The following is a 24,751-nucleotide window of genomic DNA, read 5'->3' on the forward strand; positions in this document are numbered from 1 at the left end:
CCCGCGCCCGGCACTACCGTTGTGGGTCAGGCGATCGCGATGCCCGGCGGTCGCCCGTCAGATGATCGAGATCCCCGCCTTGCCCAGCGCCTCGCGCACCATCGCGTCATTGACCTCGGTCACCGGCTTGGTCAGCTCCCACAGGAACTTCACCCGGAAGCCGGATTTCACCGCATCCTGCGCGCTCCACAGCACGCAGTAGTCGCGGGCCAGCCCGCACACGTGCACTTCGCGGATGCGGCGCTCGTGCAGCCAGCCTGCCAGGCCGGTGGCCGGGCGTTCGCCATCGGGGCCATGGTTTTCGCGGAAGGCGCTGTACGAATCCACCTGTTGGCGCGTGCCCTTGCGCAGGATCAGGTCGGCCACGGTCCAGTCCACGCCCTGGTGCAGCGCGGCGCCATCGCTGCCCTGCACGCAATGGTCGGGCCACAGGGTCTGCGGCTGCGCGTGCAGCAGGATGGTCTCGAACGGACGCTTGCCGGGGTGCTGGCTGGCGAACGAGGCGTGGTCGGCCGGGTGCCAGTCCTGGGTGGCCACCACCGTGCGGTAGCGGCGCTGTGCCAGCAGATCGGCAATCGGTGCCACCAGCGCATCGCCCTGGTCGCAGGCCAGCGCGCCACCGGGCATGAAGTCCGGCTGCAGGTCGATCACCAGCAGGGCGACATCGGCGGGCAGGGCGGTCATGGCAGATCCACTACAACAGAACGGGGCGACCAGCGTGGCCGCCCCGGCGGCGCAGGTCAATCGCCCTGCGGCGTCTCAGTGTCCTGCCCGTAGTACAGCAGGCCGATCCTGATCCGCTCGCGGCCGTTCTCGCGGCGATGGCGGTTGGCATCGCGCAGCGAATACACGCAGCCGCAGTATTCCTGCTGGTAGAACTGCTCGCGCTTGCTGATCTCGATCATGCGGCTGGCACCGCCGCCCTTGCGCCAGTTGTAGTCCCAGTACTGCAGGCCTTCATAGCGCGACGCGGCGCGGATGCCGCAGTCGTTGATCTGCGCCATGTTCTTCCAGCGCGAGATGCCCAGCGAAGAACTGATGGTGTCGTAGCCGTGTTCATGCGCGTACAGCGCGGTGCGCTCGAAACGCATGTCGAAGCACATCGTGCAGCGGATGCCGCGTTCGGGCTCGTTCTCCATGCCGCGTGCGCGGCTGAACCAGTTGTCGGTGTCGTAGTCGCAATCGATGAAGGGAATGCCGTGCTGCTCGGCGAAGCGGATGTTCTCCTGCTTGCGCAGCTCGTATTCCTTCACCGGGTGGATGTTGGGGTTGTAGAAGAAGATCGCGTAGTCGATCCCGGAGGCGGTGATCGCCTCCATCACTTCGCCGGAGCAGGGTGCGCAGCACGAGTGCAGCAGCAGGCGCTTGCCGTCGGCGGGCAGGGTCAGGGTGGGGCGTTGGAGCTCGGTCATCGTCAGGTACCGCATGGACCGCCGGCAACGGCGGTGGCCCATGCATCAGCGCGTGGGTGGAACTGGGCGGGCCGGATACCGTGAAAAGGACGCGCGCGGCCGCGCCGCCTGCACGCGCAGGACAACGGCGGCCCCGGCACCCTCCCCGCGGAGAGTCCAGGTCGAGTCAGGGGACGGTCGTGTCCCCCGGCCGGGGCCGGTCTTCGGGCTGATGGACACGGGCCGCAGCCCACCTACTCCCTGCCGCTTCCCAGGCATGCGCCCAGTGCTGTTGGCAGGATTCGTTTCCATTCACCGCTGCGGGGCAGCTCCGGAATGGGCGCGCGAGGCGCCTTCACCGGATTCCCGTTTAAATCCATCCCGTCATCGAAACGTCGGGATGGATACCTTCGGCGTGTGCACGGTGGACCCGTTGGCGGCCATGGTCAAGGTCGGCAGGGTGCAACCGTGCAGGCCCGTGGCGCATCCATGCTGCAGGACCGCTTGGAACCCTGCCCATGGACAGCCTTGCCGCAACGCCCCCGCACGCCCGCACCGGACATCCTGCCGCCCCGACCCGCGCCAGACGGCGCTGCCTGCCCGTATGGGCGATGGGGCTGCTCTGCCTGGCCGGATGGGCCCACGCACTGCCTTCACCTGGTCCGGCATGTGCATTGGCCACCGCGCCCAGTGAAGCCCTCATCGATGTTCCGTTCGAGGTTGTCGACGGGCGCATCTACCTGCAGGTACAGGTCAATGACGCAGGTACGTTCCGCTTCGCCGTCGATACCGGTGCGAGCGGCGTGGCGCGTGCCGACACCCGTCTGGTGCGCGCGCTGCACCTGCCAATGGGTGGCACCGCCTCCCATTCCGATGGCGTGCGCACCGCCGATGCCGCCACGGTCCGCTTCGATTCGCTTGCCCTCGGGGGCGTGCGCCGCCTGGGTGTGGTGGCGATCACCCGCGACTACAACGCCCGACAGTCCGAGGCCGCCGCCTTCGATGGGATCCTGGCGCGCGACTTCTTCGACGATGGCCTGCTGGTGCTCGACTTCCCACGCAAGCGGCTGCGCTTTCGCCGCGACCATCGGCTGCTGCCGGAGCAGCCGGGCACGCTGGCCTACACGCGGGCGTTCCGCATTCCGGTGCAGATCGGCACGGTAGCGACCGAAGCACAGTTGGATACCGGCGCGAACGTGGCGCTGGTGCTGCCCGCTGCACTTTACGAGCGGGTGTCCAGCGGTGCGGTTGTCGCGGGCGACCCGCTTACCCTCAGCCATGGCCGGATCGGGAGTGGTCGCGCGCGGCTGGACGTGCCGCTGGTGGCCGGTGGCCTGGCGCTGCGCAATCTCGATGTGCGCGTCTCTGATCACTACCCGGAGGCGGTGATCGGCGCGCATGCACTGCAGGAAACGACGGTGCTGATCGACGCGCGCAGCAAGCGCGTGGCGCTCTGTCCGCAGCAGCGTTGATTACCGGCCGGGCCTGGGCGGGGGATCCACGCCGTGCGTGGATGCCTCGGCTTCATGCTGCCGCCATGTACCGTTGCCAGAGATGGTTGACCAGCTGCATCTGCGGGTCGTACCGGCGCTTGGTTTCAACGAACGCCTCCCACTGCGGGTATGCGCGCTGGAACTGTTCACGCGTGGCGTGCGGCCGATAGGGAAGGTAGTAGCGGCCGCCACAGTCCAACGCAGCGTCGATCAGGGCACGGGTCCAGCGCGTGGACAGCGTGTCGCCCCAGGGGTGCCGGCGCTGCTTGTGGTACAGCACGAAGCAGAACACCTCTTCGCCCGCCCACGTCATCAACGAGGTTGCGTCGGCCGGTGCATGGCGGATCGATACGTTCAAGGCGTCCACGCGGTGGTGCTGCAGGATCGCCGCCATGCGCGCGGCGAAGGCCTGGAAGCTGCGCACGGGAATGAAGTACTCCTGCAGCAGGTAGGTCGACATCGCACGGGTGCGGGGCTCCAATGCCGCCACATCCAGGCTTGCTTCCAGATTGCGATGGATCACCCGCGGTTCGGCCATCTGCTGCTTCACCACCGAGCTCTGGCGCAGCTGTGGCCCGCCGGGCAGCTCGGTGACGGCCCAGATCATGTTCTGCTCGTGGGCATAGTCCGCGCCCACCGGTATCAGTCGCCGGGTGTCGGTCAGTGGTGCCGTGCTGCGTCGCCAGGTCACGGTCACCGGGGCGTCGAAACGGGGTGGCATGAGGTCGGCGTTGTGCATCAACGCATCCCTGCGTGACGCCACGTTCTCGCGGAACCAGTGTGGGTAGTCGGCCAGCGCCACCCGTTCCATGTGCCGCGCCATGCGGTCGTTGTCGGCCAGGTCCAGTTCGACTTCGCTGACCACGCCCATCAGGCCGTAGCCACCGATGACCGCAGCGAACAGCTCCGGATGCAGGGTGCGCGAGGTCTCGATCACCTCGCCGGAGCGCAGCACCACCTGCAGCGCGCGGAGGGTCGAGGCGATGCTGCCGCTGCCGACGTAGCGGCCATGGCAGTTCACCGAGACCGAGCCGCCGACGGTGAAGTTGCTGAAGCTCTGCATCACCTTCACCGACAGGTTGTGCGGGTCCAGCCATTCCTGCAGCGTGCGCCAGCGCATGCCGGCCTGCACGCGCACAGCCTTGCGGGCGATGTCCAGCCACAGCAGGCGGTTGCTGGGCGTCAGATCCAGCTGCAGGGCGGCGGTCGCGCTGGTCTGGCCGCCCATGCTGAAGCGCCCACCGGCCACGCAGACAGCGCCGCGGTGCTGCTGCAGCGCCGCCTGCAGGTCCGCCGTTTCGGCAATGGCCCGCACCCCGGAGACTTCGGTGGGTTCCAGCTGGCTGATGTCGTTGGCGATGCCCGCGCCGCGCCGCGTACAGGCACTGGCGGCAACGGCGGCTCCACAGCCTGCGATGAACGCGCGACGGGTGGTCATGGCAATCCCTGCATGAACGTCCTGGATGCAGTGTGCCCGGGCTGGGCAGAGGCGGCCAGTGGCGCTTCCATGGGCGGGTTCTCAGGCGGTGAGAAGGCTTCGCGTCATACTGCATCCGTAGCGTCGGATGGCATCTCGGGCACAGTCAGCGGGGGCAGGGTAGTGGCGGACAAGTACTGCGATCTGGTCATGAAAGGCGGCATCACCAGCGGCATCGTGTACCCCAATGCGGTACTGGCGCTGGCCCGCGAGTATCGCTTCAAGAGCATCGGCGGCACCTCGGCCGGCGCCATCGCCGCGGCGGTGGCGGCTGCTGCGGCCTGCGGTGATCGCCGCCAGCAGGCCGGCGAGCACCTGCCCGGCGACGCGGGCTATGGCGGCTTGTCGGCGGTGTCGGCGCAGCTGTCGCGGCGCGGTTTCATCTACAGCCTGTTCCAGCCGGCACGGGGTGCACGCGCGGCCTACCGGCTGCTGGTGGTGCTGACCGGCAATGCCAGCCTGCCGCACAAGCTGCTGTGCCTGGCCATCGCGGTGTTCGAGATCGCGCCGCTGGAAGTGCTGGTATCGCTGGCGTTGCTGCTGGGCCTGGGCTGGTGGGGCGGCGGCTGGAGTGGCGTGGCCGCCACGTTGCTGCCGTCGCTGCTGTGCGCCTACGGTGCGGGCGTGGCCGGTGCCGCGCTGCGGGTCGCACGGGTGGCGCGGCGCAACCTGCTGGGCCTGTGCAGCGGTCTCGGCCGCGATGCGCGCAAACCGGCATTGACCGAGTGGTTGCACACGTGCCTGCAGCAATTGTCCGGCAAGCCGCTGGATGCTCCGCTGACCTTCGCGGACCTGCACGACGCACCGCGCTATGCCGGCGAACCGGACAGCCCACATGCGATCAGCCTGCAGATGATCACCACCTGCGTGTCGCACAACGAGCCGCGCACGCTGCCGCTGGGCGGCGCGCAGTTCTGGTTCCTGCGCGAGGAGTTCGAGCAGTTGTTCCCGGCCAGCGTGGTGCAGTGGCTGGTGAAGCAGGCTGGACCGCCGCTGGAGGTGGAGGGCCGCCAGTACTACCACCTGCCGCCGGGCCCGCAGCTGCCGGTGCTGGTGGCCACGCGCATGAGCCTGAGCTTCCCGCTGCTGATCAGCGCCGTGCCGCTGCACGAACCTTCGCGCCGCGAGCGTCGCTGCGAGCCGACTGCGCCGGCGGCCGACCCCGAGCACAACGTGGCCGACAGCATGGAAGGGCTGACCAGCGCCGGGCAGGCCTGCGGCCCGGTGATCACCGCCTTCCGCATCTGCTGGTTCTCCGATGGCGGCATCAGCAGCAACTTCCCGATCCACCTCTTCGACGCGGCCCTGCCGCGTTGGCCGACCTTTGCCATCAACCTGGTCTACCCGCAGCACGCCGATGATGTGAGTCATGGCAGCAGCGGCCGCCAGGCGCTGGAACATGCGGTGTTCCTGCCGACCGAGAACCGGCATGGCTGGCAGCGCACCTACCAGTCGATCGCCACGCCGCTGGCCGCTGCCGAACTGGGTCGTTTCCTGTTCGCGGTGGTGGCGACCATGCAGAACTGGCGCGACCTGCTGCAGGCGCGCGCGCCTGGCTACCGCGACCGCATCGTGCATGTCAGCCTGCAGGGCGACGAGGGCGGCATGAACCTGGACATGCCGCAGGAGGTGCTGACCCGCATCGCCGACAAGGGCAGCCTGGCCGGTGCGCGTTTCTGCTCATTCTCGTTCGAGAACCACTACTGGATCCGCTGGCGCAACCTGGCTTCGGCGTACCAGCGCTACACGCTGGAGGTAGCACGTACCGATGACCCGGCGCAGCAGGTGCTGGCCTACCGTGCGGCCTATTCGATGGTCGCCCGTGGTGAACCGGCACCGCCCTCGTACAAGCTGGGATCGGAAGACAAGCGGCTGGCCTCGCAGCAGCTGTGGGGGCTGATGGTCGAGCAGGGCCGCAGCTGGGATGACCTTGGCCCGGACCTGACCGACGGCGCGCCGCGACCGCTGCCGCAGATGAAGGTGACGCCGATCTACTGAGCCGATGCTCGGGGGCATGGATATCCACGCGTGGCGTGGATGCATCTCGAATGGGGGTCAGATMCGTTTTMCTGCGGAAAACGGATCTGACCCCTCCCTCGGGCGCCTCAGCGCCACGCCTCCACCACCGCATCACCCCGCAACGGCGCATACAGCGGCAACGCCAGCTCCTGCTTCACCCAGCCCGGATTGAGCGCACGCAGGCCCGCCAGATACTCGCGCGCCAGTGCCGCATCTCCCTGCCGCATCGCCAACCGTGCGGCGCGCGCCCAGGTGCGGTCCCAGCCGTGCGCCAGCGACAATGACGTTGCCAGCGCCGCGCGTGCTCCCGCCACGTCCCCCTTTTCCCAGCGCTGCTCGGCACGGATGATCGCCTCGTTGGACAGGCGCATGTCGTACAGTTCGCGCAGCCGTGCCACTGCACGCGGGTCGGCGTCCACGCGCAGGTCGGTGTCCTGCCAGTCGCCCCCGGGCGTGCGCACCAGCAATGCCGCCGACCACTGCCCGCTGCGCTGGCCACCTGCCGCCTGGCCGGCTTCCAGTGCCGCCAGCAGGCGTGCAGCCAATTCTCCGTGTGATGCAGCGAAGACGCGTTGCATCGTGGCCAGCACCTCCGGCCCGGCCAGCCCATTGCCCTGCACGCTCAGCATGCCGTCACCCTGCGCACCGGCCCAATCCGCCTGCTGCGCGGTAGCGCCGGTGTACTGCGCATTGCCACCGCGCGCGCTGACCAGCCCTACCTGGCGCTCGGCGAGCGTGGTGCCATCAAAATCGCCATCTTCGTCCAGCAGCTGCTTCAACACCTGCACGGGCGTGCGGCCCTTGGCCAGCAGCGCCAGTCCCTTCGAGCCATAGGTCGGGTTGGTCTCGAACTGGCTGGCGACAGCCCCCACTTTCGCCTGCGCCCACGGCACGCCTACGCCACCGACGCCGAGATTGTGCGTGGCCACCGCCACACCGCAGTCGCCGGCCTCGTTGCAGGCCGCAATGGAAAAGGTTGCCCACGCCGGTGCGGCGATGGCAGCAAGCAGTAGAGCCAGGCAAGGGCGCAGCAGGAACATGGGTGTCTCCATGGGCGGGCATCCCGATTGGGATGCAGCCTACGCACGAAAGGTTTAGCAGATCCACGCCATGCGTGGATGGAACCCCATCGAAATCGAATATTTCGAACATTCATCGAAGAACATCCACGCATGGCGTGGATCTACCGTGTCGACCAAGGTCGACACCCACCAACAGCAGCGGGAACCTGTCGAAGGCGGGGTGGGTCCGGTTGCGGGGGCGTGAGCCGCATGGATGCGGCGACCGAGCTTACAGGGACGTATTCACGGCGTCCCCCGCAACCGGACCCACCCCGCATCCCACGGAATGGCAGCTTTTGCCTTTGTTGTTGCTGTTGCCGGCCAGCGGCCGGCACTACCACGGGTGCAGGGCGCAGCCCTGCCGAACCAACCCTATCGCCCCGGCAACTGCGCGAACGCGCGCTGCATGCAGTCCTCGCGCGGGCACACCCGGCAGCCCGGCCCGATCGACACCGAATTGCCCGGGCTCTGCACGTCCAACCCCAGTGAATACACCAGCCGTTCGGCATGCTGAAGATCGCAGCCCAGTGCCACGGCAAACGTCTTGCGCGGCTGCCCATGCCCGACCGGCCCGCTGCTGACCTGCCGTGCCAGCCAGAAATGGCGTCGCCCATCCGGCATGCGCGCGGTCTGGGTGAGGATGCGCCCGGGCTGGTTGAACGCCTCGTAGACGATCCACAGCGGGCACGAGCCGCCCACCTGCGAGAAGTGGAAGTCGGTGGCCGAATGACGCTTTGACACATTGCCGGCGCGGTCCACGCGGATGAAGAAGAACGGCAGGCCGGGGGCACTGCGCCGTGCCAGCGTGCTCAGCCGGTGGCAGACCGCTTCGAAGCCCACACCGAACTGGTGCGCCAGCAGTTCGATGTCGTAGCTGCTGGCTTCGGCCGCCCGCAGGAAGCGCATGTACGGCATCACCAGCGCGCCGGCGAAATAGTTCGACAGGCCGATGCGGGCCTGCGCGATACGGGCGTCATCGGTAAAGCCCGCACGTGCCACCACCGCATCGATCTGCGGCAGGTAGCCGTGCAGGGCCAGCTCGGCCGCCATCTGGAACGCCTGCTGGCCTGGCTCCAGGTAGTCCGGCAGCCACAACCGGCGGGTGCCGGCGTCGTACTGGCGCTTCTCGCGCCCGGCCTGCAGCGCGGCCACTTCGACAAGCACGCCATGGCGGTCGGCCAGCAGTTGGCGCAGGCGCGGCGCCACGTGCCCGGGCGACAACCCCCACTCGGCGAACAGGCGCTCGGCCAGTTCGTCCAGTTCGGGGATGTGGTTGTGCATGCGGTTGAAGAACTCGCGCACCTGGTCACCGGCAGGCAGGGTGCTGCCGGCACCCGGCTCGCCCAGCTGGAATTCCAGGGCCGCGGCATGTTCGCGCAGGGCCAGGTGGCGACGATGCAGGTCCAGCAGGGCGCGGCTGACCTGCGGCAGGTTGCCGGCCAGTGCGCGTAGTTCGGTGGCGCTCACTTCCGCCAGGCCCAGGTCGCGCAGGGTCTCGCCCAGCGCCTCCTGCAGGGCAGCGGGTTCATCCTCGTCGAACAGCGACGAAACGTCGCCCAACACCTCGCCCAGCTTCTTCTGCACCGCCGGCGTCAGCGGGCGCTTGTTGCGCTCGATCTGGTTCAGGTAGCTGGCCGACAGCCCCAGCGCTCGTGCCAGGTCGGCCTGGCTGTAGCCGCGCTGCTCGCGCAGCCGCAGCAGACGCAGGCCAAGTTGTCGCTGGGTGGCTGAATAATTCACAGAATTAACATGAATCGTCTGGCGTGTTGGCCAGATTAAGCGGATTCAGCCCGGAAATCGAGGTGGATGCTGTGAATAATGCCAAGCATCTTTCGAGCCCGTGGGATTGTCGTCATGACTGTTGCAGCGCCCCGTATCCGCATGCTGATCGATGGCCAGTTCATCGAATCGGCCACCTCCCACTGGCAGGACGTGATCAATCCGGCCACCCAGGACGTGCTGGCCAAGGTGCCGTTCGCCACCACCGGCGAAGTGGACGCCGCCGTCGCCGCCGCCAAGGAAGCTTTCAAGACCTGGCGCAAGACCCCGATCGGCACCCGCGCGCGCATCTTCCTGAAGTACCAGCAGCTGATCCGCGAGAACATGAGCGAGCTGGCCCATATCCTTACCGCCGAACAGGGCAAGACCCTGCCGGATGCCGAAGGCGATGTGTTCCGCGGCCTGGAAGTGGTCGAGCACGCTGCCGCCATCGGCAACCTGCAGCTGGGCGAGCTGGCCAACAACGTGGCCAATGGCGTGGATACCTACACGATCATGCAGCCGCTGGGCGTGTGCGCCGGCATCACCCCGTTCAACTTCCCGGCGATGATCCCGCTGTGGATGTTCCCGATGGCCATTGCCACCGGCAACACCTTCATCCTCAAGCCGTCCGAGCAGGACCCGATGGTGACCATGCGCCTGGTCGAGCTTGCCCTGGAAGCCGGCATTCCGAAGGGCGTGCTGAACGTCGTCCACGGTGGCGAGGAAGTGGTCAACGCGATCTGCGACCACCCGGACATCAAGGCTGTGTCGTTCGTCGGTTCCACCCGCGTCGGCACCCACGTCTACAACCGTGCCTCGCTGGCCGGCAAGCGCGTGCAGTGCATGATGGGCGCCAAGAACCACGCCGTGGTGCTGCCGGACGCCAACAAGGAACAGACCCTCAACGCGATGGTCGGCGCCGCCTTCGGTGCGGCGGGCCAGCGCTGCATGGCCGCCTCCACCCTGGTGCTGGTCGGTGAAGCACGCAACTGGGTGCAGGACCTGGTGGCCAAGGCCAAGACCCTCAAGGTCAGCGGCGGCACCGTGTCCGGTACCGACGTCGGTCCGGTCATTTCCTGCAGCGCCCGCGAGCGCGTGGAAGGCCTGATCGCCTCGGGTGTGGAGCAGGGCGCCAAGCTGGTGCTCGATGGCCGCAAGCCGCAGGTGGATGGTTTCGAGAAGGGCAACTTCGTCGGCCCGACCATCTTTGCCGGTGTCACCACCGACATGCGCATCTACCAGGAAGAAATCTTCGGGCCGGTGCTGGTCATCCTCGAAGCGGAAACGCTGGAAGAGGCCATCGCGATGGTCAACAGCAACCCCAACGGCAACGGCACCGCACTGTTCACCCAGTCCGGCGCCGCCGCGCGCAGGTTCCAGGAAGACATCGACGTCGGCCAGGTCGGCATCAACGTGCCGATCCCGGTGCCGGTGCCGCTGTTCTCGTTCACCGGTTCGCGCGCCTCCAAGCTGGGCGATCTGGGCCCGTACGGCAAGCAGGTGGTGCTGTTCTACACCCAGACCAAGACCGTCACCGCACGCTGGTTCGACGACGAGACGCTCAGCCACGGCGTCAACACCACGATCAGCCTGAAGTAACGGCAGGAGCAGCCATGAGCCACTCGATGACGACGGAACTGGAAGAAGCACAGCAGGCGTACCGCGAGGCTGCGCGCGACTTCGCACAGGCCGAACTGGCGCCGCACGCCGCGCGATGGGATGCGGAGGGCATCTTTCCGCGCGAGGCGATCGCCAAGGCCGGTGAACTGGGCTTCTGCGGTCTGTACATGGACCCGGAAGTGGGCGGCAGCGGCCTGAGCCGGCTGGACGCCGCCGTCGTCATCGAGGAGCTCGCCAACGTCGATCCGTCGACTGCGGCCTACATCAGCATCCACAACATGGCCTCGTGGATGGTGTCCAAGTGGGGCCAGCCGGCACTGCGCGATGCGTGGGGCACTGACCTGTCCTCGGGCAACAAGCTGGCCTCGTACTGCCTGACCGAACCGGGTGCCGGTTCCGATGCGGCCTCGCTGAAGACCACCGCCGTGCGCGATGGCGACTTCTATGTGCTGAATGGCTCCAAGGCCTTCATTTCCGGCGCCGGTGCCACCGAGCTGCTGGTGGTGATGGCGCGTACCGGCGGTGCCGGTGCAGGTGGTGTCAGCGCGATTGCGGTGCCGGCCGACCTGCCGGGCATTAGCTTCGGCCGCAAGGAAGAGAAGATGGGCTGGAACAGCCAGCCGACCCGTGGCATCACCTTCGAGAACGTCCGCGTGCCGGTCAGCCACCTTCTGGGAGAGGAAGGCGGCGGCTTCAAGCTGGCTATGAAGGGGCTGGATGGTGGCCGCATCAACATCGCTGCCTGTTCGCTGGGCGCTGCGCAGGGGGCGCTGGACGCTGCACGCCGCTACATGGGCGAGCGCCGCCAGTTCGGCAAGGCGCTGGCCGAGTTCCAGGCACTGCAGTTCAAGCTGGCTGACATGGCCATCGAACTGGTCGCTGCGCGGCAGATGGTGCACACCGCCGCGCGCAAGCTCGATGCCGGTGCCAGCGATGCCAATGTCTGGTGCGCGATGGCCAAGCGCTTCGCCACCGATGCAGGTTTCAACGTCTGCAACGAAGCGCTGCAGATCCACGGTGGCTACGGCTACATCCGCGAATACCCGATCGAGCGCCTGCTGCGTGACTGCCGCGTGCACCAGATCCTGGAAGGCACCAACGAGATCATGCGGGTGATCGTTGCCCGTCACCTGCTCAACACCGAAGAGGAACTGCGATGAAGGATTGGCGTACCCAGGAGCACGTGGGCCTGAAGGTCGAGGCCGATGGCCACACCGCCGTGGTCACCCTGCATAACCCGCCGGCGCACACCTGGACCGTGCACAGTCTGTCGGCGCTGCGCGACCTGGTGGGCGCGCTCAATGCAGACCGCGGTATCTACGCGCTGGTGATCACCGGTGACGGTGAGAAGTTCTTCTCCGCCGGTGCCGATCTCAACCAGTTCGCCTCCGGTGACAAGGCCGCTGCACGTGAAGCCGCGCGCCGCTTCGGTGAAGCCTTCGAAGCGCTGTCCGCGTTCCGTGGCGTGTCGATCGCCGCGATCAACGGCTACGCGATGGGCGGTGGCCTGGAATGCGCACTGGCCTGCGACCTGCGCATCATCGAAGACCACGCCCAGGTCGCGCTGCCAGAGGCCACCGTCGGCCTGCTGCCGTGTGCCGGTGGCACCCAGAACCTGCCGCGCCTGGTCGGCGAGGGCTGGGCCAAGCGCATGATCCTGCTGGGCGAGCGCATCAATGCCGAGACCGCACTGCGGATTGGCCTGGTCGAAGAAAAGGTCGGCAAGGGCGAAGCCAAGGCGCTGGCGCTGGAATGGGCGAAGAAGGCCGGCAAGCAGAGCCCGACCAGCATCGCCGCCTGCAAGACCCTGGTGCAGGCCACCCGCACCGGCACCCACGCCTCGGCGCTGGTGGCCGAGCGCGAAGCCTTCGTCGACCTGTTCGACACCGCTGACCAGGTCGAAGGCGTGACCGCCTTCCTGGAAAAGCGCGCCGCGCAGTGGAAGAACGCATGAGCACCGACACCGCTGCCGACGACGCACCGGTGCTGTTCGAAGAGCGCGCGGCCGGCAACGGCACGCGCATCGGCATCGCCACGCTCAACGCGCCGCGCACGCTCAATGGGTTCTCGCTGCCGATGGCGCACCTGCTGCTGAAGCAGCTGAATGCCTGGGCCGACGACGACGGCATCGCCATGGTGGTGCTGCAGGGCGCCGGTGAAAAAGCATTCTGTGCCGGCGGTGACCTGCACAGCCTGTACAAGAGCATGGTCGCCTTCCGCGAGGCCGGCCGCAGCGACATCCGCGAGAACGACTACGCGGCCGGGTTCTTCGACGTCGAATACCGCGTCGACTACCTCATCCACACCTATGCCAAGCCGATCCTATGCTGGGGCCACGGCATCGTGATGGGCGGCGGCATCGGCCTGATGTCCGGTGCCAGCCACCGCGTGGTCAGCGAGCGCTCCAAGCTCGCCTTCCCGGAAATCACCGTCGGCCTGTTCCCCGATGTGGGTGGCAGCTGGCTGCTGCCGCGCGTGCCGGGCAAGGGCGGCCTGTTCCTGGCCCTGACCGGTGCGCTGCTCAATCCGGGCGACGCCATCTATGCCGGCCTGGCGGACGTGCACGTAGCCGAAGAACGCCGCAGTGCGGTGTTCGATGCGCTGCTGCAGGTCGCGTGGTCCAGCAACGCCGAACACAATCACGAACGGCTCAGCCATCTGCTGCAGTCGCATGCCAGCGATGCAGCGACCGGTCCGCTGCTGGCCAACGCGGCGCAGGTTGACGCGTTGTGCGAAGGCGATGACCTGCAGGCCATCATTGCGCGCATTGCCGGCCTGCAGACCGACGATGCCTGGCTGCAGGCGGCGCAGAAGACCCTCGCCGCAGGTGCACCCGGTTCGGCACGGCTGTCGTACGAACTGCAGCGCCGCAGTGCCGGCCAGGATCTGGCTGCGGTCTATCGCCTGGAGTACATCGTCGCCCTGCATTGCGCCGCCCACGGTGATTTCGCCGAAGGCATCCGCGCGCTGCTGATCGACAAGGACCGCAACCCGCAGTGGAACCCGGCCACCCTGGCCGAGGCCACCGGCGCGTGGGCCGACACCTTCTTCGCTTCCCCCTGGGCCGATGCCGCGCATCCGCTGGCCGACCTGGGCACTCCCCTTGTTGAAAGGAGCCTCGCATGAGCCGCATTGCATTCATCGGGTTGGGCAACATGGGTGGCCCGATGGCCGCCAATCTGGTCAAGAATGGCCACACCGTGCGCGTGTTCGATGTGGTCCCGGCCGCGGTGCAGGCCGCCGTCGATGCCGGCGCCAGTGCGGCCGCATCGGCGCGCGAAACCCTGGTCGATGCCGAGGTGGTGATCTCGATGCTGCCGGCCAGCCGCCACGTCGAAGGCGTGTACCTGGGCGAGGACGGCATTCTTGCCGCGATTCCGGCCGGCGCACTGGTCATCGACTGCAGCACGATCGCACCGGCCAGCGCACGCAAGGTTTCTGAAGCCGCTGCCGCGCGGGGCCTGCAGATGATCGACGCGCCGGTGTCCGGCGGTACCGCCGGTGCGCAGGCCGGCACGCTCACCTTCATCGTCGGTGGCGAGGAGGACGCGCTGGAACGCGCGCGCCCGGTGCTGCAGGCGATGGGCAAGAACATCTTCCACGTGGGCGCCAGCGGTGCCGGCCAGGTTGCCAAGCTGTGCAACAACATGGCGCTGGGCGTGATCATGGCGGTCACCGGTGAAGCCATCGCACTGGGCGTGGCGCACGGGCTGGACCCGAAGGTGCTGTCGCAGATGATGGCGGTCAGCACCGGCCGCAGCTGGGCTACCGAAGTGTGCAACCCGTGGCCGGGCGTGCTGGAAAACGCGCCTGCCTCGCGCGGCTACAGCGGCGGTTTCGGCAGCGACCTGATGCTCAAGGACATGGGCCTGGCAGTGGAAGCGGCGATGAGTGTCGGCGCCTCGATCCCGCTGGGCGAAGTGGCCCGCAACCTGTACTCGATGAACCACCAGGCTGGCCGCGGCAAGCTGGATTTCTCCAGCGTCGTGCAGCTGATCACCAGCGAGAAGTGACCTGGTAGTGCCGGCCGCWGGCCGGCAACCTCATGCCCCCGTGCGGGACAACGAAGGTGGGATGGGCGGATGTTCGGTTTCGACCGGCATCCGCCCATTTTTTTGGGGTCGGAGTCCTTTCGCATCGCGAAAGGGCTCCGACCCCGAATACTCCGCGATGGGGTCAGAGCCCTATGCCGGTGGCAAAGGGATCCGACCCCTTCCACATCAGGCAACGATCAGCGTCACGTCGATGTTGCCGCGGGTGGCATTCGAGTACGGGCACACGATGTGCGCCTTCTGCACCAGCTCTTCCACCTGCTCGCGCGGCACGCCCGGCACGTTGATGGTCAGCTCGGCTTCGATGCCGAAACCGGTCGGGATCTGGCCGATGCCGACCTTGCCGGTGACGGTGGTGTCGGCCGGCAGCGCGACCTTGGCCTGGCCGGCCACGAACTTCAGCGCGCCCAGGAAGCAGGCCGAGTAGCCCGCGGCGAACAGCTGTTCCGGGTTGGTGCCCGGGCCACCCGCGCCGCCCAGCTCGCGCGGGGTCGACAGCTGGATGTCCAGCACGTTGTCGGAGGAGACGGAACGGCCTTCACGGCCGCCGGTGGAGGTGGCCTGGGCGGTGTACAGAACCTTTTCGATGGACATCGGGATGCTCCTGGTCAGTGGGTGGGTGTTGCGTTGGAGCCTACTTTGCCCGGTTTCCGCGTACGTTGGGTTGCAATGCGTACGAAAAACTTGATTGATCGTCCTGTGGGCCTAGATCGTCCATTCGCGGTCGGTGGTGAACATGATGGTCAGCCAGCGGTCCGGCGAGGCCTCGCCCAGCGCATCGCCGATCTCATCACGCAGCTGGTCCCATTCCACCAGCGGCCGCGGTGGGTCGTCCTCGCGCACCACGAAGAACAGCTCGATCTGCTCGCCACGCCCCACCTGCGCCACATAGCTGCGGTGTTCGACGAAGCCGTGCTTGGCGACGATGCCGCGCGCCACCGCATCCACGTGGGCCTGCAGCTCCGGCGGGGTGACCAGCAGGATGCCGGCCAGTGCCCGGCGCACGGTGCCGAGCGGGGCGATCATCACCAGCACGCAGACGAAGGCGAGGATGGCCGGGTCGATGTACGGCCCGACCCAGGCCCACGAGGTGCCCTGCACCAGCACGCCGCCGAGGAAGGCCAGCAGGTAGCAGGCCGACATGCTGGCCGCGATCACCCAGTTCTTCGCATCCAGCGCGATGAATTCCGAACCGATGCGGCGGTTGGCGCGCAGGATGAACCAGGCCAGCGCGCCTTCGCCCACGATCGACAGCCCGGCGAAGGCGATGGCCGGGCCCAGTGCAATGTGGCGGCCCCCGGACATCAGTGCATCCACCGCATTGACCAGGGCATACAGCGCCGCACCGATCATCAGCGTGCCGCTGACCCCCAGCACGATCGGCTCCAGGTGCCAGAAGCCCATGGTGAAGCGCTGGTTGAGCCGCGACTGCAGTGCGTCGGTCTGGGTGGACAGCGCGATCAGCCGTGCCACCAGCAGCGACAGCCAGGTCATCACCACGTCGATCAGGCCGTAGATGCCATCGAAGATGATCAACGACGAATTGGCGAGCAGGCCGAACACCACCGCTGCCGCGGCCAACAGCAGCGAAGCGGCGATCGACAGGCGCAGCACGCCCTGTTCGGTGGCGGGGTCGAAGAACTGCGAGCGATCGGTAGCCATGCCCCGATTGTAGAGCGGAGCCATGTCCCGCGGCCTTTCGCAGCCGGTCGCGCTACCCTCATGCGGCCGCTTCCCGTAGACTGCGCCCCTCCCACGTACCGGCTTCCGCCGGTAGAGTCGACTGTTAGTCGACTGCTCGTGATTGACCGCTCCTGATCGACAGCGCCATGCGGCCATGCCCGTGCGCGCGGAGTTTTCCCATGCAAACGTCCTACCCCCTGCGCCAGCAATGGCTCGGCAACCTCCGTGGCGACCTGCTGTCCGGCATCGTCGTCGCCCTGGCCCTGATTCCCGAGGCCATCGCCTTCTCGCTCATCGCAGGCGTCGATCCCAAGGTCGGCCTGTATGCCGCGTTCTCGATTGCCGTCATCACCGCGATTGCAGGCGGCCGTCCCGGCATGATCTCCGCTGCCACCGGTGCGATGGCGCTGGTGATGGTCGACCTGGTCAAGGACCACGGCCTGCAGTACCTGTTCGCCGCCAGCATCCTGGCCGGCCTGCTGCAGGTACTGGCCGGCGTGTTCAAGCTGGGCTCGTTGATGCGCTTCGTCTCGCGCTCGGTCATCACCGGCTTCGTCAACGCACTGGCGATCCTGATCTTCCTGGCACAGCTGCCCGAACTGGTGGGCCGCGGTCCGACGGTGTACCTGTTGTGCGCGGCGGCGCTGGCGATCATCTACCTGCTGCCGCGCCTTACCCGCGCCGTGCCATCACCACTGGTGGCCATTGTGGTGCTTACCGCCGTGGTGATCGGCTTTGGTGTAGACGTACGCAGCGTCGGCGACATGGGCCAGTTGCCCGACAGCCTGCCGCATTTCCTCATTCCCGATGTGCCGCTTACATGGGAGACCCTGCGCACCCTGTTGCCGGTGTCGGCCACGCTGGCCGTGGTCGGCCTGCTCGAATCGATGATGACCCTGCAGATCGTCGAGGACATCACCGAGACGCCCAGCGAGCGCAACCGCGAATGCGTCGGCCAGGGCGTGGCGAACACGGTCACCGGCTTCCTCGGTGGCATGGCCGGCTGCGCGATGATCGGCCAGTCGATCATCAATGTGACCTCCGGTGGCCGCGGCCGCCTGTCGTGCCTGGTGGCCGGCGTGCTGCTGCTGGCGTTGGTGGTGTACGGCAGCGATCTGGTACGGCAGATCCCGATGGCGGCACTGGTGGCGGTGATGATCATGGTCAGCATCGGCACCTTCAGCTGGCGCTCGCTGCGCGACCTGCGCACGCACCCGCGCAGCTCGTCTGCGGTGATGCTGCTGACCGTGGTGGTGACCGTAGCGACCCACGATCTGGCCAAGGGTGTGCTCAGCGGGGTGCTGCTGTCAGCGCTCTTCTTCGCACGCAAGGTCGGCCGCATGCTGGACGTGCAGCGCGACGATGCCGGTGACACGCAGGTCTACCGCGTGCGTGGGCAGGTGTTCTTTGCCTCGGCGGGGCAGCTGGGTGCGGCGTTCGATTACCAGCACGTGGCGCCGAAGGTACGGATTGATCTGCGCGATGCCCACCTGTGGGATCTGACTGCCGTGGCCGCGCTGGAACGTGCACAGGAAAAGCTGGCCGCGCATGGTGCGGAGGTGACGGTGATGGGGCTCAATGCGGCCAGCCAGACGTTGATCGAGCAGGTGGGTGGCGCGCGCGGCGCGCACTGAAGTGGCCACCTGGCCCGGGTAGCCCCGGGCCATGCCCGGCGAATGAAGCGGTCGCGGTCAGGCCTTGTCGGCCTGCACGATGAGGTGCACACCCAGGGCCGGCAGCACGCATTGCACGGCGTCGAGGCATGGGCGCGCGCGAATGAAGACAGCAGGCCCGTGGGCCTGCATTTCTCACGCCATCATGGCCCGCGGCCCATGCTGCTGGGTCTGCTGATCGATCTTCTGCTGCTCGCGCTGCTGATCGCTCACCTGCAGGGCCCGCTCGCTGTTTTCCTGCACGCTCTGGCGCATCGCGTCAGCGGTCGATACCGGCGCGGTATTGCGGTTCAACGCGCTCTCGTCGTGCAGCGCATTGGCCTGCACCGCGCGCGCCATCGAGCCATCCTGGTTCAGCTCAACGCGATCAACCCGGTACAGGCCAGAGCGCGCAGCTTCCACGGTAAGCGCAGCGGCCAGCTTCTCGCTGTGCTCGCCAGAGGGCAGGCCACGCGCTTCCTCGGCGAACTTCACCTGCACCAGGGTCTCGGTGTACAGCCAGTTCTGCGGGCTGCGCGGGTCGGACATCGGGTACACCGTTTCGCGTGCTGGCTCGGCTGCCGCCTGCTGTTCCGGGGTGTTGCCCCGTCCCTGCGCACGCTGCTGCACTTCATTGGCCAGCGCCTGGCGGGTTTCTGCATCGGCGATGCCAGTCGCAGGCAGGCCATGCTGCTGCTGGAAGGTGTTGATCGCATGGCGGCTGCCGCCACCCAGATAGCCATCGCTGCCGATGGCCTGGCCCTTGGCGTCGGTCAGCCCCAGCGCGGCCAGGTTGCCCTGCAGTTCGCGCGCGTCGCGGTCGATCGCGGCCAGCGTGGCGGGGCCGGCCTTGCCGTCCACCGGGTCCAGATTGTGTGCGCGCTGGAAGTCCTCCACCGCCTTGCGGGTGGTGGCGTCGAAGCGCCGGTCCGGATTCAGCGTCTGCTGGCCGTCGGCACTGGCATGGCCCAGCGTTACCAGGTTGCTTTCCAGCTTCAGCACGTCACGGCCACTGGAGCCTTCCTTCAACGTCTGCGGACCGGCCTGCTGGCGCGGCGCGCCGATCTGGCCCAGCGCCACCTGGATGTCGGCGTCGTTGTGCTCACCGGCGGGGGAGTAGTCGCGGCTGCTGACCTTGGCATGGGCGCGGTCCATTGCGTCCTTGTTGTTGGCATACGCGTCCTCGTAGCGCACGGCGATGTCGCCGGCCTTGGGCGCATCGAAGTACTGGTAGGTTTCGCGGATCTGGCCGGCCTTCGCGCGCAGCGCCTCGTAGTCTCCGCCGTCTTCCAGCACCTTCTGCAGCTTGGGCAGCTGGCTGGGCAACTGGTTGGCGGTCTTGGCGATCAGGCTGATCGCTTCGAAGCGGTTCTCCTCGGCGATGCCGCTGCCGTGCGCGTCCACCATCGTCATGCCGATCCGGGTGGCGTTGCGGACCTGCGGGTAGTCGATGTTTGCGTGGATCCACTGCTTGCCCTCGGCCGAACCGGCCCAGGCGTTGATGCTGTCGCGCGTGTTGGCATCGATGAACTGGATCGAGCTGCGCCCGCTCAGGCCATTGCCATGGCTGAGCAGGTCGCGGCGCAGGTCGGCGTGATCCTGGGTGAAGGGCAGGTTGTGCGCCTTGGCATAGCTGCTGGCCTGATCGATCACGGCGTCGACATAGGTCGTCTCACCCGCCTTCAGTGCATGGCCGTCGATGGCGCCCAGCGCCCACTCGCCGCGCTGGCCGAAGTCGACCTGGATCGCGCCCAGGCTGTAACCGCTGTTCTGCGCAACTTTGTTCACCGTGCCCCAGTGCGGTTCGGTCACGCCCTGGGTGATGCCGGCGATGGCCAGATGGTAGGAGGCGGGGCCACCTTCGGTGCCACGGCCGACGGCGAAATACACGGCGCCGGAGGTGGCATCGAGATCGTGGGTATCGATGTTGGTTGGCATGTCTTACATCCTTGTGCAGTCGGAGGGGCTGCCCCTCAAGGGTCAGTCCAGCAGCTGGAGATACTTCTGCAGCTGGTCGGCGCGCGCGCTCAGGCGCATCACATCGTTCAACTCGCCCTGCAGGTTGCCGGGCTGCGAATCGTCGTAGAGCGCGGTATCCAGTTCGCCATCACGGCTGCGCGACTGCAGCCACGCGCGCTGGGCATTCACCAGCTTGGTCTTCTTCGCACCGCTCAGCTTTGCCTGCAGCTGGCGGTAGGCCTGGTTCAGGCGCTGGTCCTGGCGGGCGCTTTCCGAGGTAAGGCAGGCGGCCTGTTCGACTGCACCCTGCGCCTTGTTACGGCAGGTGGTGAAGGTCGGGCTCAGCCCGGTGGCAGCCGGTGCTGCGGTTGCCGTGCCGATGGCCAGGGCAGCAACCGCCAGCGCGGTGGCGAGGGTCCTGCTCAAACGCTTGTGCTGCATCATCTGCTCCACACGTCCAATCCATTGCGAGCGCTGGACTATAACGGCGTCAATATTTCGTCGTCGTCAACGAATCGCGACAACTGTGACCGGTTGCCCGTCATGGCGGGTGGGCGCCGCCCGGTTTGCGCACGGTCCCCCGGCCGGCGCACCGTAGCGGCATCCGGCGCCACCCGCCGCCATTCAGCCGCCCGGTGTAAACTATTGATCTCACTGGCAATGCCAGTCTCCACGATCAACGCCCCGATGACGTCCGCTACCGCCCGTTACGCCGATTCCCTGCGCCTGTCCGTTGCCCCGATGATGGACTGGACCGATCGCCATTGCCGCGTGTTCCACCGCGCGCTGGCGCCGGGCGCACGCCTGTACACGGAAATGGTGCACGCCAACGCGGTCATCCACGGCGATCGCGAGCGCCTGCTCGGCTTCGATCGCAGCGAACAGCCGCTGGCGCTGCAGCTGGGCGGCAGTGATCCGGCCTTGCTGGCGCAGGCTGCGCGCATCGCCGCCGAGTGGGGTTACGACGAGGTCAACCTCAACTGCGGCTGCCCATCCGACCGCGTGCAGGCCGGGCGTTTTGGCGCTTGCCTGATGCGCGAGCCGGTGCTGGTGGCCGAGTGCGTGGCGGCCATGGTCGATGCGGTCGACATCCCGGTGACAGTGAAGTGCCGCCTGGGCGTGGACGAGGACAACGATTACGACGTGTTCGCCGCTTTCGTCGACCGCCAGGTCGCCGCCGGTGCGGCGATGGTGGTGGTGCATGCGCGCAATGCCTGGCTGAAGGGCCTGTCGCCCAAGGAGAACCGCGAGGTTCCGCCGCTGAAGTACGACTGGGCCTACCGCCTGAAGCAGGAGCGTCCGGCGCTGCCGGTGGTGATCAATGGCGGCCTGGCCAGCATCGAGGCGGTGCAGGCGCAGGCCGCGCACGTCGATGGCGTGATGCTCGGCCGCGCCGCCTACCACGACCCCTACCTGCTGCATCAGCTGGAAGCGCTGCACACCGGCGCCCCGCTGCAGGCCCGTGGCGATCTGCTGCGCGCGCTGCGCCCCTACGTGGAAGCGCGGTTGGGCGAAGGCCTGGCGCTGAAGCACATCACCCGCCACCTGCTCGGCCTGTTCCACGGCCAGCCGGGGGGCCGCGCGTTCCGCCAGGTGCTGAGCGAGGGCGCACACCGCCCGGGCGCCGATTGGACCCTGGTCGAACAGGCGCTGGCGGTCACCGAACGCGAAGCGGATCGTGCTGCAGCGTGACCGCAGTCACATTCCTGGCTTGACAAGGGACGCTGATTCGTCCCGAATGTTCACTTAGCTGAACAACGCAGGGGCGGGGCCGGAAAAGTTCAGACCGGATTCACTGCCCCAAACCAAGAATTTGCAAAGGAATTGTAAAGCGCCGGGTCCCGAACCCGGCTCCCGGATTTACGACTTTTGAACGAATCGCCGAGCTCGGCTAGGATCGCATCGATGTCTTCCGCTCCCTTCCATCGCCGCATTGCCTTCGCCACCTGCGTGGTGCTGTCGGCTGTGCCGCTGTCTTCGGCGCTGGCGCAGCAGCCGCCGCGCGGCGACCAGGGGCGGGCGGAGATGATGGAGCGGGGCGAGCGCGGCAACCGTGGCGACGAGCGTTCGCTGTCCGATGCCGTGCGCCGCGTGCAGCGCACCACCGGCGGCCACATCCTCGGCGCCGAGCGCGTGCCGTTCGATGGTCGTGACATCAACCGGGTGAAGTACATGGACGACCGGGGCCGGGTCCGCTACATGGACGACCCTGCACCGTCGCGTTCACAGCCGCGCACGCCGCGGTCGGATATGTCATCACTACGCGGCGATAACCCCTGAACAGGGATAGTTGTCGCTATCAACCCGTACCCCACAGGCCTCCGGGCCACACCCAGGACACTAGGGAGAGTTCATGCGTATCCTTCTGGTCGAAGACGAAGCCCCGCTGCGTGAGACCCTGGCAGCCCGGCTCAAGCGCGAAGGCTTTGCCGTCGATGCTGCGCAGGACGGCGAGGAAGGCCTCTACATGGGGCGCGAAGTTCCGTTCGATGTCGGCATCATCGACCTCGGCCTGCCCAAGATGTCGGGCATGGAACTGATCAAGGCCCTGCGTGACGAAGGCAAGAAGTTCCCGGTGCTGATCCTGACCGCGCGTTCGAGCTGGCAGGACAAGGTCGAGGGCCTGAAGCAGGGCGCCGACGACTACCTGGTCAAGCCGTTCCACGTCGAAGAGCTGCTGGCCCGCGTCAACGCGTTGCTGCGCCGCGCCGCCGGCTGGAGCAAGCCGACCCTGGAATGCGGCCCGGTCGCCCTGGACCTGGCTGCGCAGACCGTCAGCGTCGCCGGCAGCAATGTCGACCTGACCAGCTACGAGTACAAGGTGCTGGAGTACCTGATGATGCACGCCGGTGAACTGGTCTCCAAGGCCGACCTCACCGAGCACATCTACCAGCAGGACTTCGACCGCGACTCGAACGTGCTGGAAGTGTTCATCGGCCGCCTGCGCAAGAAGCTCGACCCGGATGGCGAACTGAAGCCGATCGAGACCGTGCGCGGTCGCGGCTACCGATTCGCGATTCCGCGCAACGAGGGCTGAGCCGGCTCAGCCTGGCGAGACCATGATGTCCGGCCGTCTGTGGTTCTTCCGACGCTGGCGGCCGCGCTCCCTGCAGGCGCGCCAGATGCTTGCCGCGTCTGTGGGCCTGGTCGCGTTCCTGGCCCTGGCCGGTTACGCGCTCGACGCCGCCTTCGCCGATACGGCGAAGGCGAACCTGCGTGAGCGCCTGAAGAACTACGCCACCGCCTACGCGGCCGGCATCGATTTCACCCGCGACCGCTCGCTGTACATCCGCGAGCAGCCGCCGGATTCGCGCTTCGACGTACCGGGCAGCGGCCTTTACCTGCAGGTGGTGATGCCGCACGGCAAGGGCAATTCGATGTCCGCCGAAGGCCCGATGCTGCCCACCGTTGGCGGTGGCCTGCTGGCGCCGCGCCAGGAAGTGTTCGAAGGCCCGCTGCCGATGATCCAGATCGACGGCAGCCAGGGCTCGGTGTACCGCTATGGCCTGGGCCTGGTGTGGGACGCCGACGCCGACCCGGCCACCGAATTCCCGTACACCATCTACGTGATGGAAGACTCGCGCGCACTGGGCGCGCAGCTGCGCGTGTTCCGTGGCCGGGTCTGGTTCTACCTGGGCGGCATCGGCCTGATCCTGCTGCTGCTGCAGACCGTCATCCTGCAGTGGAGCCTGCGCCCGCTGCGTCGGGTGATCACCGAGCTGACCAAGGTGCAGCGCGGCGAGACCGAGCGCATGAGCGAGCGCCACCCGCGCGAGCTGGAACCGCTGACCGACAGCATCAACGCCTTCATTGAAAGCGAGCGCGAGAACCTCGAGCGCCAGCGCAACACCCTGGCCGACCTGGCGCACAGCCTGAAGACGCCCATCGCCGTGCTGCGCACGCAGATGGACAGCGGCGCCGGCGATGGCGCGCTGCGCGAGGAACTGGACGTGCAGCTGCAGCGCATGAACAACCTGGTCTCCTACCAGCTGGCACGTGCCGCATCATCGGGCCACAAGCTGTTCTCCGCGCCGCTGCCGATCGAGTCCAACGCCGAGGAAATCGTGCGTGGCCTGGAAAAGGTCTACGCCTCCAAGGGCGTGCTCTGCGAGTTCGACATCGACCCGGCCGCGCGCTTCCACGGCGAACCGGGCGACCTGCAGGAACTGCTTGGCAACCTGCTGGAAAATGCCTTCAAGTGGGCCAACCGCCGCGTGCTGCTGACCGCGCAGCCGCTGCCGGCCCCCAACGCGCGCCGCGCCGGCCTGCTGCTGGCCGTGGACGACGATGGCCCGGGCATTGCCCCGGACGACATCGGCAAGGTGCTGCAGCGTGGCGTGCGTGGCGACGAGCGTGTGCAGGGCCACGGCATCGGCCTGTCGATCGTGCAGGACCTGATCAAGGATTACCGCGGCGAACTGGCCGTCGGCCGTTCCAGCGAGCTGGGCGGCGCACGCTTCGAAGTGCGCCTGCCGCCGGGGCCATAAGCCACGCGTTCCCGTCCGCCGGGCATCGCCTGCCGCAACAACGCGTGGTGTTCCGGTAGTGGSGGGGGGGGGGGGGGGGGCGGGGGGGGGGCGGSG

General features: G+C 67.5%; 21 protein-coding genes and 1 riboswitch. Of the genes, 12 read left to right on the forward strand and 9 right to left on the reverse strand.

Going from position 1 to position 24,751, the window contains the following annotated elements; genetic code table 11:
• Positions 1 to 57: 57 nt before the first annotated feature.
• The gene (gene pncA, locus D7T59_RS20205) at positions 58 to 684 is read right to left on the reverse strand and encodes a bifunctional nicotinamidase/pyrazinamidase (RefSeq protein ID WP_180853401.1); all 627 of its coding nucleotides are present in this window, start codon (positions 682 to 684) and stop codon (positions 58 to 60) included.
• 56 nt (positions 685 to 740) lie between these two features.
• Positions 741 to 1,427, reverse strand: coding sequence for an epoxyqueuosine reductase QueH (locus D7T59_RS20210; RefSeq protein WP_407070872.1), 687 nt, complete (start codon positions 1,425 to 1,427; stop codon positions 741 to 743).
• A gap of 162 nt (positions 1,428 to 1,589) precedes the next feature.
• A riboswitch (cobalamin riboswitch) is annotated at positions 1,590 to 1,804 on the reverse strand.
• A gap of 261 nt (positions 1,805 to 2,065) precedes the next feature.
• On the opposite strand from D7T59_RS20210, the gene D7T59_RS20215 reads away from it, so the two are divergent.
• Positions 2,066 to 2,863, forward strand: a complete 798-nt coding sequence (locus D7T59_RS20215; protein ID WP_219629793.1) for an aspartyl protease family protein — start codon at positions 2,066 to 2,068, stop codon at positions 2,861 to 2,863.
• A 52-nt stretch (positions 2,864 to 2,915) separates the two neighbouring features.
• Here the strand turns inward: D7T59_RS20215 and D7T59_RS20220 are convergent, their stop codons facing one another.
• Positions 2,916 to 4,322 carry an FAD-binding oxidoreductase gene (locus D7T59_RS20220; protein WP_180853400.1) on the reverse strand — a complete coding sequence of 469 codons (1,407 nt, stop codon included), beginning with the start codon at positions 4,320 to 4,322 and terminating at the stop codon, positions 2,916 to 2,918.
• A gap of 189 nt (positions 4,323 to 4,511) precedes the next feature.
• Here D7T59_RS20220 and D7T59_RS20225 point away from each other — a divergent pair, with 189 nt between their 5' ends.
• Positions 4,512 to 6,359, forward strand: a complete 1,848-nt coding sequence (locus D7T59_RS20225) for a patatin-like phospholipase family protein (RefSeq protein WP_180853399.1) — start codon at positions 4,512 to 4,514, stop codon at positions 6,357 to 6,359.
• Between the two features lie 107 nt (positions 6,360 to 6,466).
• Here D7T59_RS20225 and D7T59_RS20230 read toward each other — a convergent pair whose 3' ends face one another.
• Together D7T59_RS20230 and D7T59_RS20235 are read right to left on the reverse strand one after the other, a co-directional pair.
• Positions 6,467 to 7,420: a DUF1028 domain-containing protein gene (locus D7T59_RS20230; protein ID WP_164136229.1), complete on the reverse strand. Its 954-nt coding sequence runs from the start codon at positions 7,418 to 7,420 to the stop codon at positions 6,467 to 6,469.
• 393 nt (positions 7,421 to 7,813) lie between these two features.
• The gene (locus tag D7T59_RS20235; protein ID WP_164136230.1) at positions 7,814 to 9,181 is read right to left on the reverse strand and encodes a helix-turn-helix domain-containing protein; all 1,368 of its coding nucleotides are present in this window, start codon (positions 9,179 to 9,181) and stop codon (positions 7,814 to 7,816) included.
• A gap of 114 nt (positions 9,182 to 9,295) precedes the next feature.
• On the opposite strand from D7T59_RS20235, the gene D7T59_RS20240 reads away from it, so the two are divergent.
• The 5 genes from D7T59_RS20240 to mmsB are packed head-to-tail and all read left to right on the forward strand — an operon-like array spanning position 9,296 to position 14,835.
• The gene (locus D7T59_RS20240; RefSeq protein ID WP_099551531.1) at positions 9,296 to 10,801 is read left to right on the forward strand and encodes a CoA-acylating methylmalonate-semialdehyde dehydrogenase; all 1,506 of its coding nucleotides are present in this window, start codon (positions 9,296 to 9,298) and stop codon (positions 10,799 to 10,801) included.
• Between the two features lie 14 nt (positions 10,802 to 10,815).
• Positions 10,816 to 11,982 carry an acyl-CoA dehydrogenase family protein gene (locus tag D7T59_RS20245; protein WP_180853398.1) on the forward strand — a complete coding sequence of 389 codons (1,167 nt, stop codon included), beginning with the start codon at positions 10,816 to 10,818 and terminating at the stop codon, positions 11,980 to 11,982.
• Positions 11,979 to 12,776, forward strand: a complete 798-nt coding sequence (locus D7T59_RS20250) for an enoyl-CoA hydratase (protein WP_180853397.1) — start codon at positions 11,979 to 11,981, stop codon at positions 12,774 to 12,776. The genes D7T59_RS20245 and D7T59_RS20250 overlap by 4 nt, the downstream gene beginning before the upstream one ends.
• Positions 12,773 to 13,948, forward strand: a complete 1,176-nt coding sequence (locus tag D7T59_RS20255) for an enoyl-CoA hydratase/isomerase family protein (RefSeq protein ID WP_180853396.1) — start codon at positions 12,773 to 12,775, stop codon at positions 13,946 to 13,948. The genes D7T59_RS20250 and D7T59_RS20255 overlap by 4 nt, the downstream gene beginning before the upstream one ends.
• Complete coding sequence (gene mmsB, locus D7T59_RS20260) at positions 13,945 to 14,835, forward strand: 3-hydroxyisobutyrate dehydrogenase (protein ID WP_180853395.1); 891 nt, start codon at positions 13,945 to 13,947, stop codon at positions 14,833 to 14,835. The genes D7T59_RS20255 and mmsB overlap by 4 nt, the downstream gene beginning before the upstream one ends.
• Before the next feature lie 207 nt (positions 14,836 to 15,042).
• On the opposite strand, the gene D7T59_RS20265 is transcribed toward mmsB, so the two are convergent.
• Entirely contained in the window at positions 15,043 to 15,468 is a 426-nt protein-coding gene (locus D7T59_RS20265; RefSeq protein ID WP_004153735.1) for an organic hydroperoxide resistance protein, read from the reverse strand.
• Between the two features lie 111 nt (positions 15,469 to 15,579).
• Positions 15,580 to 16,560 (reverse strand): cation diffusion facilitator family transporter, encoded by a 981-nt coding sequence (locus D7T59_RS20270; RefSeq protein ID WP_180853394.1) that lies wholly within the window; start codon positions 16,558 to 16,560, stop codon positions 15,580 to 15,582.
• A 176-nt stretch (positions 16,561 to 16,736) separates the two neighbouring features.
• On the opposite strand from D7T59_RS20270, the gene D7T59_RS20275 reads away from it, so the two are divergent.
• Positions 16,737 to 18,191, forward strand: a complete 1,455-nt coding sequence (locus D7T59_RS20275; RefSeq protein WP_180853393.1) for a SulP family inorganic anion transporter — start codon at positions 16,737 to 16,739, stop codon at positions 18,189 to 18,191.
• Between the two features lie 174 nt (positions 18,192 to 18,365).
• Here the strand turns inward: D7T59_RS20275 and D7T59_RS20280 are convergent, their stop codons facing one another.
• Both D7T59_RS20280 and D7T59_RS20285 read right to left on the reverse strand, forming a co-directional pair.
• Entirely contained in the window at positions 18,366 to 20,147 is a 1,782-nt protein-coding gene (locus tag D7T59_RS20280; RefSeq protein WP_180853392.1) for a peptidoglycan-binding domain-containing protein, read from the reverse strand.
• Between the two features lie 42 nt (positions 20,148 to 20,189).
• On the reverse strand, positions 20,190 to 20,609 hold the full coding sequence (locus D7T59_RS20285) for a lysozyme inhibitor LprI family protein (RefSeq protein WP_219629792.1): 420 nt from the start codon (positions 20,607 to 20,609) through the stop codon (positions 20,190 to 20,192).
• Positions 20,610 to 20,828: 219 nt separating this feature from the next.
• On the opposite strand from D7T59_RS20285, the gene dusA reads away from it, so the two are divergent.
• From dusA to D7T59_RS20305, 4 genes are all read left to right on the forward strand, one after another.
• Positions 20,829 to 21,860 (forward strand): tRNA dihydrouridine(20/20a) synthase DusA, encoded by a 1,032-nt coding sequence (gene dusA, locus D7T59_RS20290; protein ID WP_180853390.1) that lies wholly within the window; start codon positions 20,829 to 20,831, stop codon positions 21,858 to 21,860.
• Positions 21,861 to 22,073: 213 nt separating this feature from the next.
• Positions 22,074 to 22,448, forward strand: coding sequence for a hypothetical protein (locus tag D7T59_RS20295; RefSeq protein ID WP_049431386.1), 375 nt, complete (start codon positions 22,074 to 22,076; stop codon positions 22,446 to 22,448).
• Between the two features lie 73 nt (positions 22,449 to 22,521).
• Entirely contained in the window at positions 22,522 to 23,205 is a 684-nt protein-coding gene (locus tag D7T59_RS20300; RefSeq protein ID WP_004136763.1) for a response regulator transcription factor, read from the forward strand.
• 25 nt (positions 23,206 to 23,230) lie between these two features.
• Positions 23,231 to 24,655, forward strand: coding sequence for an ATP-binding protein (locus tag D7T59_RS20305; RefSeq protein ID WP_032953760.1), 1,425 nt, complete (start codon positions 23,231 to 23,233; stop codon positions 24,653 to 24,655).
• Positions 24,656 to 24,751 lie beyond the last annotated feature (96 nt).

The organism is Stenotrophomonas maltophilia, assembly GCF_013464915.1.
Classification (GTDB): Bacteria; Pseudomonadota; Gammaproteobacteria; order Xanthomonadales; family Xanthomonadaceae; genus Stenotrophomonas; species Stenotrophomonas maltophilia_AT.

Bases quoted from the DNA above. Each gene is read 5' to 3' on its own strand.
- D7T59_RS20285 (WP_219629792.1), bottom strand. From the start codon at position 20,609: ATGCAGCACAAGCGTTTGAGCAGGACCCTCGCCACCGCGCTGGCGGTT.
- D7T59_RS20305 (WP_032953760.1), top strand. From the start codon at position 23,231: ATGTCCGGCCGTCTGTGGTTCTTCCGACGCTGGCGGCCGCGCTCCCTG.
- D7T59_RS20250 (WP_180853397.1), top strand. From the start codon at position 11,979: ATGAAGGATTGGCGTACCCAGGAGCACGTGGGCCTGAAGGTCGAGGCC.
- D7T59_RS20230 (WP_164136229.1), bottom strand. From the start codon at position 7,420: ATGTTCCTGCTGCGCCCTTGCCTGGCTCTACTGCTTGCTGCCATCGCC.
- D7T59_RS20295 (WP_049431386.1), top strand. From the start codon at position 22,074: ATGTCTTCCGCTCCCTTCCATCGCCGCATTGCCTTCGCCACCTGCGTG.
- D7T59_RS20245 (WP_180853398.1), top strand. From the start codon at position 10,816: ATGAGCCACTCGATGACGACGGAACTGGAAGAAGCACAGCAGGCGTAC.
- dusA (WP_180853390.1), top strand. From the start codon at position 20,829: ATGCCAGTCTCCACGATCAACGCCCCGATGACGTCCGCTACCGCCCGT.
- mmsB (WP_180853395.1), top strand. From the start codon at position 13,945: ATGAGCCGCATTGCATTCATCGGGTTGGGCAACATGGGTGGCCCGATG.
- D7T59_RS20240 (WP_099551531.1), top strand. From the start codon at position 9,296: ATGACTGTTGCAGCGCCCCGTATCCGCATGCTGATCGATGGCCAGTTC.
- D7T59_RS20270 (WP_180853394.1), bottom strand. From the start codon at position 16,560: ATGGCTCCGCTCTACAATCGGGGCATGGCTACCGATCGCTCGCAGTTC.
- D7T59_RS20210 (WP_407070872.1), bottom strand. From the start codon at position 1,427: ATGCGGTACCTGACGATGACCGAGCTCCAACGCCCCACCCTGACCCTG.
- D7T59_RS20275 (WP_180853393.1), top strand. From the start codon at position 16,737: ATGCAAACGTCCTACCCCCTGCGCCAGCAATGGCTCGGCAACCTCCGT.
- D7T59_RS20280 (WP_180853392.1), bottom strand. From the start codon at position 20,147: ATGCCAACCAACATCGATACCCACGATCTCGATGCCACCTCCGGCGCC.
- D7T59_RS20265 (WP_004153735.1), bottom strand. From the start codon at position 15,468: ATGTCCATCGAAAAGGTTCTGTACACCGCCCAGGCCACCTCCACCGGC.
- D7T59_RS20220 (WP_180853400.1), bottom strand. From the start codon at position 4,322: ATGACCACCCGTCGCGCGTTCATCGCAGGCTGTGGAGCCGCCGTTGCC.
- pncA (WP_180853401.1), bottom strand. From the start codon at position 684: ATGACCGCCCTGCCCGCCGATGTCGCCCTGCTGGTGATCGACCTGCAG.
- D7T59_RS20225 (WP_180853399.1), top strand. From the start codon at position 4,512: ATGAAAGGCGGCATCACCAGCGGCATCGTGTACCCCAATGCGGTACTG.
- D7T59_RS20300 (WP_004136763.1), top strand. From the start codon at position 22,522: ATGCGTATCCTTCTGGTCGAAGACGAAGCCCCGCTGCGTGAGACCCTG.
- D7T59_RS20255 (WP_180853396.1), top strand. From the start codon at position 12,773: ATGAGCACCGACACCGCTGCCGACGACGCACCGGTGCTGTTCGAAGAG.